The organism is Parasediminibacterium schistidii, from assembly GCF_046546515.1.
GTDB lineage: Bacteria > Bacteroidota > Bacteroidia > Chitinophagales > Chitinophagaceae > Parasediminibacterium.
This window is the reverse complement of the sequence record NZ_JBKHKJ010000018.1, coordinates 29,874-43,040: the sequence shown is the minus strand read 5'-3', so window position 1 is coordinate 43,040 and position 13,167 is coordinate 29,874. Positions and strand designations below refer to the sequence as shown.

General features: G+C 41.8%; 13 protein-coding genes. 6 read left to right on the top strand and 7 right to left on the bottom strand.

From position 1 onward, the window contains the following. Positions 1-590: 590 nt before the first annotated feature. Genes ACHFIY_RS11615 through ACHFIY_RS11595 form a run of 5 tightly spaced genes read right to left on the bottom strand, consistent with a single transcriptional unit; the run spans position 591 to position 5,455 of the window. On the bottom strand, positions 591-1,118 hold the full coding sequence (locus tag ACHFIY_RS11615; protein WP_410846263.1) for an ATP-binding protein: 528 nt from the start codon (positions 1,116-1,118) through the stop codon (positions 591-593). Between the two features lie 9 nt (positions 1,119-1,127). Continuing rightward, positions 1,128-2,081 carry an ATP-grasp domain-containing protein gene (locus tag ACHFIY_RS11610; RefSeq protein WP_410846262.1) on the bottom strand — a complete coding sequence of 318 codons (954 nt, stop codon included), beginning with the start codon at positions 2,079-2,081 and terminating at the stop codon, positions 1,128-1,130. Continuing rightward, complete coding sequence (locus tag ACHFIY_RS11605; protein ID WP_410846261.1) at positions 2,074-2,946, bottom strand: hypothetical protein; 873 nt, start codon at positions 2,944-2,946, stop codon at positions 2,074-2,076. The genes ACHFIY_RS11610 and ACHFIY_RS11605 overlap by 8 nt, the downstream gene beginning before the upstream one ends. Then, positions 2,946-4,190 carry a glycosyltransferase family 4 protein gene (locus ACHFIY_RS11600; RefSeq protein ID WP_410846260.1) on the bottom strand — a complete coding sequence of 415 codons (1,245 nt, stop codon included), beginning with the start codon at positions 4,188-4,190 and terminating at the stop codon, positions 2,946-2,948. Before ACHFIY_RS11600 ends, ACHFIY_RS11605 begins: the two co-directional genes overlap by 1 nt. Positions 4,191-4,201: 11 nt before the next feature. Next, a complete protein-coding gene (locus tag ACHFIY_RS11595; RefSeq protein ID WP_410846259.1) occupies positions 4,202-5,455 on the bottom strand; it encodes a hypothetical protein in 1,254 nt (417 codons plus the stop codon). Between the two features lie 358 nt (positions 5,456-5,813). On the opposite strand from ACHFIY_RS11595, the gene ACHFIY_RS11590 reads away from it, so the two are divergent. The 3 genes from ACHFIY_RS11590 (at position 5,814) to ACHFIY_RS11580 (ending at position 7,354) form a co-directional block, all read left to right on the top strand. Next, positions 5,814-6,020: a hypothetical protein gene (locus tag ACHFIY_RS11590; protein ID WP_410846258.1), complete on the top strand. Its 207-nt coding sequence runs from the start codon at positions 5,814-5,816 to the stop codon at positions 6,018-6,020. Positions 6,021-6,741: 721 nt separating this feature from the next. After that, positions 6,742-6,954 carry a hypothetical protein gene (locus ACHFIY_RS11585; RefSeq protein ID WP_410846257.1) on the top strand — a complete coding sequence of 71 codons (213 nt, stop codon included), beginning with the start codon at positions 6,742-6,744 and terminating at the stop codon, positions 6,952-6,954. Between the two features lie 22 nt (positions 6,955-6,976). Then, entirely contained in the window at positions 6,977-7,354 is a 378-nt protein-coding gene (locus tag ACHFIY_RS11580; protein WP_410846256.1) for a single-stranded DNA-binding protein, read from the top strand. 110 nt (positions 7,355-7,464) lie between these two features. Here the strand turns inward: ACHFIY_RS11580 and ACHFIY_RS11575 are convergent, their stop codons facing one another. Continuing rightward, positions 7,465-7,689, bottom strand: a complete 225-nt coding sequence (locus ACHFIY_RS11575; protein WP_410846255.1) for a helix-turn-helix domain-containing protein — start codon at positions 7,687-7,689, stop codon at positions 7,465-7,467. A 342-nt stretch (positions 7,690-8,031) separates the two neighbouring features. Between ACHFIY_RS11575 and ACHFIY_RS11570 the strand changes: the two genes are divergently transcribed. The 3 genes from ACHFIY_RS11570 to ACHFIY_RS11560 all read left to right on the top strand — a co-directional run bounded on the left by ACHFIY_RS11570 (position 8,032) and on the right by ACHFIY_RS11560 (position 12,111). Continuing rightward, the gene (locus ACHFIY_RS11570) at positions 8,032-8,418 is read left to right on the top strand and encodes an META domain-containing protein (protein WP_410846254.1); all 387 of its coding nucleotides are present in this window, start codon (positions 8,032-8,034) and stop codon (positions 8,416-8,418) included. Between the two features lie 208 nt (positions 8,419-8,626). Then, positions 8,627-9,115, top strand: a complete 489-nt coding sequence (locus ACHFIY_RS11565; protein WP_410846253.1) for a hypothetical protein — start codon at positions 8,627-8,629, stop codon at positions 9,113-9,115. Beyond that, on the top strand, positions 9,115-12,111 hold the full coding sequence (locus ACHFIY_RS11560; RefSeq protein WP_410846252.1) for a type IV secretory system conjugative DNA transfer family protein: 2,997 nt from the start codon (positions 9,115-9,117) through the stop codon (positions 12,109-12,111). Before ACHFIY_RS11565 ends, ACHFIY_RS11560 begins: the two co-directional genes overlap by 1 nt. 107 nt (positions 12,112-12,218) lie before the next feature. Here ACHFIY_RS11560 and ACHFIY_RS11555 read toward each other — a convergent pair whose 3' ends face one another. Next, the gene (locus ACHFIY_RS11555) at positions 12,219-12,767 is read right to left on the bottom strand and encodes a hypothetical protein (RefSeq protein WP_410846251.1); all 549 of its coding nucleotides are present in this window, start codon (positions 12,765-12,767) and stop codon (positions 12,219-12,221) included. Between the last annotated feature and the right edge of the window lie 400 nt (positions 12,768-13,167).

Here is a 13,167-nt window from a genome sequence, read left to right as displayed (position 1 = left end):
CAATCAAGAACCTCCGCTTAGTGCTTTGCCCTCCCACGGATTGCCAGTGCCTCCACTGTGCGTCTACCGCTCCCGATGGTAGCTTTACTATCCGCGCCATCTGGCGGCTGCTCGCAGCCACGTCTGTCTCGTCCCTCTCCTCCCGTGTCTTTCCGGGCTCCCTTTGCCCCAGTGCCTCCAAGCTTTCGGCACGGCTTGGCTTCCTTTGGCTCAAGGCTGCTTTACCCCAAGACAATAAATATAAGTGTTTGAATAAGGAAAATTTGAGTCAGCAATAAGCAGTTTTATGTGCCTCATGTTGAATATTATTGGAATTCTCCCTCTAGAGGAGGGCGGTGAAAATGCTGGTTGTTGCCATAAGCGAAGGTAGGGAAATGGTGAATTTTACGCTACTGGTGGAAGGGTAACTACAAGATTGCAGTTAGATAAATGCGAATTTAATTCTAAAAAACAGTGGATAATTTGTCTTTACTTATCAATTAAACCTCTTTGATATATACTTAAAAAGGTTGGTTCATTTCTGTAAAAACTAATACAAAACCTAAATCAATTGTTTTTAGCGATTTATTTTATAAAAATTTATGCAGGCTCTAGATTACTTCTTTAATAATATACTTCATTTCTGATATTATCATTTCAAGATCATATCTATTATTATTAATTTTTGAGACAAATGTAATGTTCTCAATTTTGTTCCACTTAGACTCAATCTCAGCTGCTTCTATTTTTAATTGGGTGTTTTCAATTAGAGAGTATATTTTTTCTGGAAGGTGGGGAAATGGAACATCCCACTTTCTGCGAGAAAGCCTTGAAAGACAGACTTCCTTTTTAACGAGCAAAATCAAGCAGATTATGCGTTCTTTGCTTTCATATAACAGTTCACACAACTTATCTGCAACTTCTCCTACGCCAAGGCATTCAATAATCAGATTGTCTCCCTTTTTGCCTGCTGTATGGTAAAACTCAATTCTTGCCAATGCTTCGCCTTTACTACTACCATCACCATATTTTCTTCTATAATTGTCAATGGAAACGTCTTGAAACGAGTATTCTTCTTTTAATCTTCTTACTACAGTTGTCTTTCCTGAAGCAATATTTCCGAATACTAGTATTTTCATATAAATATATTATATTTTAAAAGCCTTCCTTATTGCTAGCTGAAATATTTTACCTGTACCATCAAATTGTGTACCTTCTGATCCTGATATGATAGGGCTGTGAATGACAACTGAAGCATTAATTTCCAATACTTCGAGTCCAAATTTTTCTGATTGAATGATGTCAACGCTAACAAAACGTGCCCCAATTGCTTCCGCTGCTTCAATTGCAAGATCCACAATCCTTACATCGGTTATTTTTTTATATGTTGTTCCGAGAAACCTATTATGCTGCCATTGCATAAATACCTTTTCACCTTTAGTAGGTATTTCAGAAAATCTCAAGGCCATTGATTCGTCAAATACGGGTTTTTTGCTGTTCATTTTTCCTTTAAAATCATTAATGAACGCTGCAAGCAATTCTAAAATGGTGCTTATCCCGTTACCAATAATAAATGGAATCTGCTTTTCGTAAACAAGCAGGCATTCTCCGTCTAATACGATGCATCTATACTCACGAATTTCCTTTCTAAAAGGGGAAAGGCTAAATGCGTCGTCAATTGAATAAAGCTTAGAGAGAATATTTTCAAATTCGGCTTCGTTTTTTACTAGAAACACCCCCCGGCCCTTGGAGGAATTGTTTCGCTTTACCAAGAATGGAAAGCCGTATTTAAAAATAAAATTTTCAAACAACCCCGAGTTGCCTATAGTTTTTCTTCTTTCCACCAATTTGGATGGGCTAAACGTAATTTGATGTGGTACATTTGGGACATTTCTCCTTGACAATATTTCGCTACATAAGTTTTTATTGTTGGCAATTTTACAAGTAGTCGCATCATTCAATGGAAATAAATAGCCTATTATGTATTTGGTACTTTCACCTCGTTTCAGCTCAATCGCCCAATCCTCAGCAAGCAATTCAACGTCAATTCCCATTGCATTTGCAGCTTCTGTAATAATCTTTATGTAGTGAGAATTATGCATATAAATAATTTTGAAGCTTGCTTAATTCATGTTTTAATTGTTTAATTATCCATTCACTAACATTGTTTTCGTTGCTCATTTTCAAATAACCTTGTAGCTCAAAGAGAAATTCAATCAATAGGATAGCTTTTTCAGCAATACTATTTGCATCATAAACGGCAACAGTTTTAGAAAAGGCATCATTCATTACGGATGGAATAACATCCTCTATATCCCGGTCAACCCTGCCAAGGAAATTAGTATCCTTAATCACGGTTAGTCGGACTATCTGCATGATATATCTTCGTAATCCATTCAATTGTTCTAATGCATTCCACAAATGTTTTCTTGAAAGGTTCTTTTCAATCTTCTTTAATGTAACTACTGATAAAGAAAAAGGATTCTGTTTCAAAAAAGGGTGCATTGTAAAAAAAGGGCTCGCCATTTGGCATATTCTGATTGTAGTGAGGGTGCCTTCCTTATCAAAAAGTATGCAACCGTTCGGCTCCCAAAAAAAAACTTGGGCATTTCCGGAACTTATCAGACATAAATCAATACTGAAATCCATATCCTCCGTAAAGTAAACTGTAAAGAGTCTTTCGGTCCAAGGAAAACTTCCTTGAAAAATAATTTCATCTATGTCATTCAATTCAGCAATGTACTCTTTTAGATTATTTTCAAATATGTCCGGCTGAGTTATTAGACAGAATAAGTCAACATCTGAATTAGACACCTTATTTTTATATGAAAGAGAACCACCCAATAAAACACCTGATACCAATTTATTGCCTTGCAAAATATAAAGCAGTTGATAGATACGATCTCTTCTATAAAGGGAGAGTTGCCGAATGCTGTCAGGTAATTGTATTGTACTAAAGTCTGTCATTACATGATGTATTTATAAAATTCTCTTGCAACATTATCAAAACTAAATTCTTCCGAAACATATCTCGCTGCCTCTTGACCATCTAACCTAGCTGCGACCCTATTTCTTGCAATGTTTATTATTGCGCTGACAGCATAATCAATGTCAAACAAATGATTTTTTGAGTTACCAGATTTTAAAACATTATTCAATTCATCAAACTTCAATTTCTTAACAGGAAAACAAACACCACCATTGGCTTTTCCTATGTGATTTCCTATCCCAACCTCATCCGAAGTTACTACTGGGATACCACAGGCCATTGCTTCCATTAATGCAAGGTTAAACGAGTCATGCAAACTTGCATTTAATTCCACATCAGAAATTTGCATTACGTATTCTACATTCGATATTATGCCCGTCCAATATACAATGAGATTTCTTAATTCTGTTTTATAGATAAATACGTCATTAATTTTTGTGCTTTTCAAATGTAAGCGTGAAATCGTATCATATGGAATCGGTCCCGTCATAACCAAAATACATTTATCGGCAATGCCCTGAGCTGCTTTTTGGGCAATGTCTAAGATAATTTCAGGACATTTTATTTTTCTCATGCTGCTATGGTGGTGCATAATGAATACATCATCATTCATTCCAAGTAATTTTCTCCGTTCAGATATCTTTAATTCGTTCAAAGGGTAAAATATTTCTCTTTCAAGAACGGGAGGCACGACATTCATTTCCCTGTCAATATCAAAATATTCTTTTATTTCATCAATAAAGGTATGAGAGTATGTAATAACTGAATCCACTTGAGGATTTTCTAGCAACCATTTAACCCTTGATTTCATTTGTGACCCAACTTGCCAGATATCAGATCCAACTGGATGAACAATAAGTTTCGTTGCTATGTTCTTTTGGTGCTGCATCTGTATTTTTGCATCAAGTAAAATATTGCAGTATGGGAACAGATTTGCTCCAAATAATACTGGATTATCCGTCTTTAAAAGGCTTGACATTATTTTTTCAGTAAACAAATAATTTTTTAGTAAGCTTTTATCAATTACCTCAGAATTAACATTATCCATGCCTAATATATGTGTTCGTACTGTACTTTTTGTATAGGTAAAGTATTGCGGTGTTTCAAAGGCGAAGACATCTACAGTGTGCCCATTTTGGGATAAATAATGCAAGAGACGGCTTGTGCTCTTTGAACCACCAGCAAATTGATGATGAAATGCCGAGATAATATTTTTTTTCATTATTATGAATTCTAAATCCACTTTTCTAAAATTTTTCTATACATATCTCGGTTTTCTCTTTCATTATAGAAAATCAATTTATTGTGATAGTAAATAGTTGATTCGGAATTTGAAGTTACAATTGAATTTTTGCTTTCTTCTAGAAATTTTTCCAAACCAATTGGGTCATTGTTAAACAGATATAATGCAATTCTAAATGTTCTTAATGATGATTTTTTTGGGAATTTTTCACTTTCCTTAATAATCTCAATAGTGAAAATTTTCAACTCGTTTTGAAGTATTATATGTTTCTTTTGCAGTTTGAGAATAATGCATTTATAAAAATGTGACCACCAAGTATAGCATTCAACTAATGCTTTATCAAACCAATGTAGAGATAATCTTAAATCTGCGGGATCAGTTCCATTTGTTGCATACCAAAAATCCAAATCGCATCTTCCATTCCAATATAAGTAATCTGGATACATGTGTTGAGTTTCTGGAACAGCCTCTAAAATTTCTTTTGCAAGAAGAATTTTCTCTATTTGTGCTTTCGGATGAAGTTGATAAGCTGAATATGCTTGTCTGATTTCGCACTCACATAAAGCCAATTTACAGCATGTGATTACCTTATCCGATAGCTCTTTTTTGCTTATTTCATCAATTATCTTTCTAACTTTTTCGTACCTCTTATTTCTCATATTAAATTTGAAAATACGATTGAGAATTGCAGGATATAAATTGAGTAATGACTTGAATTTAGTATAGCCAGCATTTGCTTCGTCAACACCTACTTGAATTTGATTTTCATTGTATAGAAATTTGAGCCTGTCACCAAAAATTAATATATCATTATATAAATGAGTATTTTTTTTTATTCTTTTTTTATCAACATTGTTATCTGGTTTAAAGGATGATTGAGCCGCTATTATAGATAGTGGTTCTTTAACTAATAAGTCATCCTCCGATAATCCTAATTTTTTGGAAAGAACCGGCCAACTTTCCTTCGTTGCATAATAGCATAATAAATCTATTAACAACATATTGCTTCCATGAGCAACATACTTAGGGGGTGCTTCTCCAAATGCTCTTGTGTAAGTATCGACTGATGGTTGCGTTGTTTCATAATGCTCGAATAGAACAATATCAATAGCCTTTAAATCTGCCTTTATAAACTCGTTAATGCTTTTGCGTAGTACAGCAAACGAAAATTTTTTTTTTCTAATCCCGCATTCTTTTACAACTAATTTAATAATAGGATCAGGTATCCGCAGTTTACGTTCCATACTGTTCTATTTATTTAGCAGTGTTTAGCAAACTTAAGCAAGGAAAAGCATTTTTGTTGATATACCTCATGTATAAAATAGCTTTGTGTTTTCTCAATGCAAATGCTAAAATAATGAATTATTACGACACATCTTAACAAAATAGGGGCTACTGTGGTTGAGACCCACAATAACCCCCTTTTTCAGCATCATCTGACGTAAACAGATTAGCAATAGGTAGAATAAGCTATATTGAAGCAATTGTCAACCTTAGTAATTGAAATTTGTTTACGCCGGACATTGAAAGATGTGCCGGATTTTTTATGTCCAAAATCTCCTATATTATTTAACCATTTTTTAATAAGTAAAATTGAAAAAGATGAACAAGAACAGTACAAAATCGATAGGATATAGGTTTAAAAAAAATCTACAAGCAAAAGAATCAAAAAGTTTTGAAGATAAATTACTATTTGCAACTTTATGTATTGCTTGCAAAGGTCAACTAGATATTAAAAACGATTATTCTATCCGTATCAGTAATGATGAGTTGATAGACCATGACGGATCACTATTGTGCATCAATTGACAATTAATTAAAAAAAACATTACAGATTATTCTTAGTCTCGTTGCTCGGATTCGCTGCGTTTGTGTTTGATAAAAAGTCAGCAAAATCATTGCGACAATGCCCATTCGGATTTCGGAATTTTTTGTACTTTCCTCATCCTTTCTGCGTTCCGGCACTGGCAATCAAGAACCTCCGCTTAGTGCTTTGCCCTCCCACGGATTGCCAGTGCCTCCACTGTGCGTCTACCGCTCCCGCTGGTCGCTTTACTATCCGCGCCATCTGGCGGCTGCTCGCAGCCACGTCCGTGTCGTCCCTCTCCTCCCGTGTCTTTCCGGGCTCCCTTTGCCCCAGTGCCTCCAAGCTTTCGGCACGGCTTGGCTTCCTTTGGCTCAAGGCTGCTTTACCCCAAGACATTAAATATTTGAAAAAAGAAAAATTGCTTAAGCAATAAGCTGGTTGTATGCCTCATGTTGAATATTATTGGAATTCTCCCTCTATGCCTTTCTCCGCAAAAGTATTGTGCTGCTCCGTCGTACGAAACCCTGCGCTTCACTGCGTTGCGCTTGCCCCGGTTCCCGCAAAAAAATCTCCACTCGCTTTATCGAATGCTGCTTGATTTTAGGCGGTAGTATTTTTTTGAGGGAAGCTTTCTCCCGTCTCCGCATCCCCAATTTCTGGTTGCTACGGGTATATGAGCGAGGCGTGTGCCGAGCGTCATTCTCATAACCTAAAACAGTAATCATGGAACGTAATACCCGTTTGTCATACCTGATGGTGCTTTCTTGGGAAATCCAAAGGAAGAAGAAATACACCCGCAAGCGCGCCTTGCAGGCCGCTTGGGCGATAACGCTCAACGAGGACATCACGGTCTACTACCTCGTGAAAAGGCACGGCAACAGGCTAAAGCCGAACAAGCCGCACCCTAGCGGCATCACTTTGTTTTCAAACCAGTAATCATAAATTAAAAAGAAAAATCATGGAAATCACGGGAAGGGTGGTAAAGGATGCGGCAGTCCGCGCAGTAAAGGGGGACAGGAAAGTGGTAAGCTTCACAGTGGTGGTGAACGACTATTACAGGGAGAAGGCAAGTGGCGAAAGCAAGCAATTGGCAACGTATTACAGCTGCTCGTACTGGCTCAATGACAAAGTTGCCGAGAAGATAAGGAAGGGCGGCATCGTGGAACTTTCTGGGAGGACAAGCGTGTCGGTGTACAAGAACATGGACGGGGATGCGGTTGCATCGCTCAATTTCCATGCGAACGGCATCAAGGTGCATAGCGGGCAACCCAAAATCAAGGAAGAAAAGCCCAAGGCGGCGGCAGTCGCAGAGCCGGCGGACGACCTGCCGTTCTGACAAAGGGGCAATTTTGCCCCTTTGCTTTTGTTTATTACGCTTTTCAGTCGTAAAAAGCTGCCGCATTCGATGCGGCAGCTTGATTTGCAATTATCGAAATTATTTGTTGTTTAGTATTCCACCAATTCGGACAGTTTAATCCCAAGTCCAGCAGCCAGCTCATTGAGGGTCGTCAGGCTGGGATTCGTCTTGCCGTTCTCGATCCTGTACACCTGGCTCTTTTCCATGTCGCAGGTGTTCGCAAATTCTTCCATTGACATCCCTTTCGCATCGCGCAGCCGGCGCAAGTGCTGGCCGAACAGCTTCATTGTCTTTTTGTCTTCCGCATTGTTCACGCCGCAAGGTGAAAACTATTTAAATCTTTTTGTAGGCATATATGCCTACAAAAAGATTTTTTTCGTACCTTCGTATGCAGAAGCAACTAGCAAAACGCAAAACAATAAAAACTGCATCATGAAAGAAAAGGTTGCATCTCTGCATCGGAAAATCATTTTGGCTCACTGCCCCCTAGGGAAAATAGTGCATGGTTTGCCATTCCAGCCATTTCAATTCCTGGACATTGGCGGAGGGCACCCGAATGGCTTGGCAATAAAAAAGCCAAGCCCCACATAAGGGCAGGCTTTCCAAGGCAATCAAAGCATTATTTCACACATACAGGAAAATAAACAAGAAAAACAATGAAACAAGTATTACTAAGCGCAGTATTGTGCATTACGTTATTAGCAGGTTGCAAGAAGAGCGATTCGGAGCCAAATCCAATAGTTGGGAAATGGACGGTGGTAAACACGGTGGAATGGTACACGCCAACTGGAAGCGGGCGGATCGAAAAGGACACGGTGCCCTACGGGGCGGGATCGTACGTAGATTTTCAGAGCAACGGGAACGTGGTAGGAAGCACCGGTTCGGGGCGATATTCCGTCAGCGGCAACAGCTTGACAGTAACTGTCAACGGAATCACTAGCACATCTGCCATACAGAATATGGACGCGCACAACCTGACGCTCTACGAGTTTGCCTCGGATGCAAGCGGGCTCGACCAGCTATGGACCAATTTGCAGAAATAACACTCGCCCAATCCCAATTGCAGAATTTGAAGCCGCCCACGAACCGTGGGCGGCTTCGCTGCTTATGGGCAATGCCGAAAAAAGTTTTGATTTGTTGCGGGAATCCCATAACTTGGCTTCCTAATAGGTTCACGGGCTTGACAGCCCTCTTGCCGGGGCAATAATCCGGCAATGTTTCTTGCTTATCAAAACCTCCAAATACGACCGCATGGCAAACTATCCGGCTATCGATGCCCATTGGCATCACCATTTCGAAGATTTCCAGTATTCTTCCAAGAAGTTTTACGAATCCCTCCAGACGCTTATTGGCGAGTACAAGTTTCCCAACGTCAGTTGCTCGGTCGTGTCCCGCACCCAGGGACTGCTTTCCGGGAAGCGGGAGTACCTGCGGGTCAGCACGGGCAAATACGCCTTTGACATCTGCGCCGCCCCGTACGGGAAGAGCTTCTTCGTGTCGTGGTGGCTCACGCAGTCGCCGGGGTGGCTGACGGAGCTATTGGCTATAATCCCCCTTATCGGCGGCTGGCTTGCCAAGAAGTCGGAGTCGAAAACCTACTTCCAGATGGACACGGAGACGATGTTCAAGGAAAGCATCCACGGCATCGTCCTCAAGGCCGTGGAGAGCATGAATGCCGCAAACGCCTTCCGCTTTCCCGAGGAAGCCAAGAAGATACAGCCATACAAACTGGAAAGCTGATGGGACAGAAGGCAGCGGAGCTTACCCGGCAATTCTACGAATGGGAGCGGCGGGGACGCGGCTGGGAGCTTGCGGACTACCCCGTCGACCTTGAGCCCCCTTTTGCCCCGTTTTTCAGGTCTCGCCAGCGGGAATACATAGACGACGGCAAGCGGCCTACGCTCTTGAGCAGGCTTGCCGATGCGTTTCGCCCACGAAAGCCTATAGAGCTTGAAACGCCCGAAATCGGGCAACAGGAGCCATTCCGTTCCGGTTGCGACGAATTGCTCGAAAGGATAAGCATCTTCGCCCCGAAGGGGTACGCATCATCTCTGGGGGACATGGAGCAGCTATTGGTGCTGCTTTCAAACTGCCGGCACCCGTTCAGCTTCGAGATCGTGGGCACGGCTTCAAAGGTAGAGGTGCAGCTGGTATGCTCGGCAACCGATGCGCCGTTCGCCGAGCAGCAGGCGAAAGCCTTTCTCCCCGGCTGCACAGTCGTGAAAACGACGGAAGAGGGGGAAAACCTCGTCAACGATGAGGTATGCCCCACTGCCGTCACCGATTTCGGGCTGGAAGAGGAATTCGTCAGGCCATTGCAAACGAGGTCTCCGCACGACTCGTACACGAGCCTTTTCGCCGTCATCGGCAGCCTGAAAGGCAATGAGCGGGCGGTGCTGCAGGTGCTTTGCGCTGGCACTGTCAACCAGTGGCATGACAGCGTGGTGCGTTCCGTGACCGACCCCAAGGGCGGCTCATTTTTCGTCAATGCTCCGGAAATGCCCGGCCTTGCGAGGGAAAAGGCATCCGCCCAATTCCTTGCCTGCACTATCCGCCTGCTCACGCAATCGGACAGCCCTGAAAGGGCGATGCAGCTGATGGAGCAGGCTGGCACCGCGCTGGTCCATGCATCAAAATCCCCATCCAACGCGCTGATGCCGCTTCTTGACCCGCGCTATTCCTTCGGGGACAGGACAGGCGACATGCTGCGCCGGGCTTCCCACCGGACGGGGATGCTTTTGAACCTGAAAGAATTGTCCAACCTGCTGCACGTGCCGAACGCAAGGCTTTCCGACAAGCTTGGGCATATGCGGCGCAGGACGAAAGCCGCGCCCGAAATTGCGATGGGGCATGACCACGCATTGGGCATCAATTCCCATTTCGGGATGGATACGGAAGCAGGCTTGGGCATGGAGCAGCGGCTCAAGCACGTCCATGTCATAGGCGCTACCGGGACGGGGAAGTCCACGTTGCTCTTGAACATGATTGTGCAGGACATGTGGGACGGGAACGGCTGCGCAGTGCTGGATCCCCATGGCGACCTGATAGATTCCATACTGGCGCACGTGCCTGCCCACCGGGAATCGGACATCGTGATTGTCGACCCTTCCGATACCGGATGCATCATTCCCTTCAACCTGCTGAAGGCGCATTCTGCCATAGAGAAGGAGATACTGGCTTCGGACTTGGTGGCAACCTTCAGGCGGCTGTCGACCAGCTGGGGCGACCAGATGAATTCCGTATTTGCCAATGCCATCCTTGCCTTCCTCGAAAGCAGCAGGGGCGGCACGCTGATAGACCTCCGCAGCTTCCTGATCGAGAAAGGCTACCGGGAGAAATTCTTGGAAACGGTCGAGGACGAGCATATAAGGTATTACTGGCAGAAGGAATACCCGCTGCTGAAAACCTCCTCTATCGGCCCAATCCTCACCCGCCTTGACACGTTCCTGCGCCCGACGCTTATACGCAACATGGTATCCCAAAGGGAATGCATTGACATCGCAAGCCTGATGGATAGCGGCAAGATAATACTGGTGAAGCTTTCGCAGGGGCTGATTGGGGCCGAGAACAGCTACCTGCTGGGCACCTGCATCGTGTCCAAGATACAGCAGGTAGCCATGTCCCGGCAAGCGCAGAAGAAGGAAGACAGGCAGGATTTCTTCCTGTACATTGACGAATTCCAGCATTTCATAACGCCTTCAATGAATACCATCCTGAGTGGAGCCAGGAAATACCATGTGGGTCTGGTGCTGGCGCACCAAGGCATGCAGCAACTGCAAAAAAACGATAGCGGGCTTGCAGGAGAGGTGCTGGCGAATGCCGGGACGAGGATATGCTTCCGGTTGGGGGAATACGATGCCAAATTGTTCGGTAGCAGCTTCTCCTCGTTTGCGGCAGAGGACTTGCAGCAACTGGGCCGTGGCGAGGCAATCGCGCGGATAGAGCGGCCGGATTGCGACTTCACCCTTTCGACGTACCCTTTGGACGAGTTGCCGCTGTCGCAGGAGGAGATTGACGATATCGTGGCCTATTCGAGGCGGCAATATGGAAAGGAGATTTTGCCCAAAGGCGAAAGCGATAACATGGAGGGTGTAACGGACCCGATAGTGCAAACGTCAAGGCAAGAAGTTCAAGACATTCCAAAAGGGGACGGAAAAAATCCTTTGCCCGTTTCCCCTGCAAAGGAAGGCATTGCCGAGTTGACGGAAGACCAAAAGCAGGAAACGATCCAGCGTTTCGTGCAGCAGAAGGAACTGAAACGCCACCGGGCATTGCAGCTGCAAGTGAAGAAAATGGCAGAAGAGCATGGCTACAAGGCCACGATAGAGCAGGTCTTGCCGAACGGCGGAAAGGTGGACGTGTCCCTTGAAAGGGATGGGAGGAAAATAGCTTGCGAGGTTTCAATCACAACCGATGCAGAGTGGGAATGGCATAACGTTAAAAAATGTATAGAAGCAAAATACATGGAGATTTGGTGTATAACTGTTGATGATAAAACTTTACAACAATTAATTGAGAAAACTGCTTTGCTCTCCAAGTCTATAGGAACCACTATAAGGGTTATTCTTTCGGAAGACATGCAGACATTATTTGTCCAGACTAAGTTTGAAACTAAGGAAACTGTAATGAAGGGATATAGAGTAAATGTGCAATATGCAGAAATGGATAAATTATCAATAGGACAAAAGAGGCAATCGGTTGCAACAATTTTAGAGAATATTGTGCTCAAAAAATGAATTTGATTGATGGATAAATTATTTGCACAACTAGTATTCTATATCTTTTAAAAATAGAATTTTACTAAGAAAAAGCTGCCCATTACGGCAGCTAAGATAGGAGTTTGTTATCCTTTTAGATTTAGTTCTGATAGCACTTTCCATAAAGCGATCACTAAATCCCTGCATTGAAAGAATTCATCCTCGTTTAAGAAATAAAGATGCAAAATTCCTTTGCCGATACGAAAAAAATATTTTTTTGTATCAGCAAATCGAATTGCTTCAATCCCTTGCATAAAAGAATTATTTTTAGCTAAAGTGTCAATACCTAATGAGGACTGAATTTTCGTCACAGCTAATCTGTCTGTAATAAAAGTACATTTAAAATCATGGCAAGGTTGTTGGTTCTTGTCGATAAATTTTGAATATAATAGTTCTACTTTACAAATTTTGTAGATTCCTGTAGTTGTAGAATTATCCTCTCTATATATATCCACATCTTTTTGATTTAAACAAAAAGATGCGTTAATATTTGATGATAATAAAACAGCGTAATGATTCTTTGATGAATCAGATAAGAGTTTTGTTTGTAATTCTTTTAATGCATCTTTAACCAATTCATAGTTTCGAGTAATGGCAAGTGCATTATCTAAAGGATTTTTTTTGCCTATATTCATATTATATTTTCATATACTATATTTAAAGTATATGAAAATGTCAATCATTTATACAGCTTATTAAAAGGCATAATACAAAGCAGATAATTATTGCTATACCATTGAACTTCTTTAAAATAATGCAATACCAGTATTAAGTTTGATATTTCATTATTTTTTTATGATTTCTGAAAAATAATTACTTATATTTAACAACTGTTAATTACTATAGGTTATTTTTAAACGAAAAAACAATTTTTTGCAGCCGACTTTGAGCATTTCTCGCAAAAATTAACGAAATAATTGTACTGTCAAACTATTGAAATAAAATACTACGGGTTTAGGAATCTATGCTGCTAAAAGCACTTATATGTTTCTTGTTAATTAAAAGGTTGTTTGCAGACAAATGTGACCTTAAATA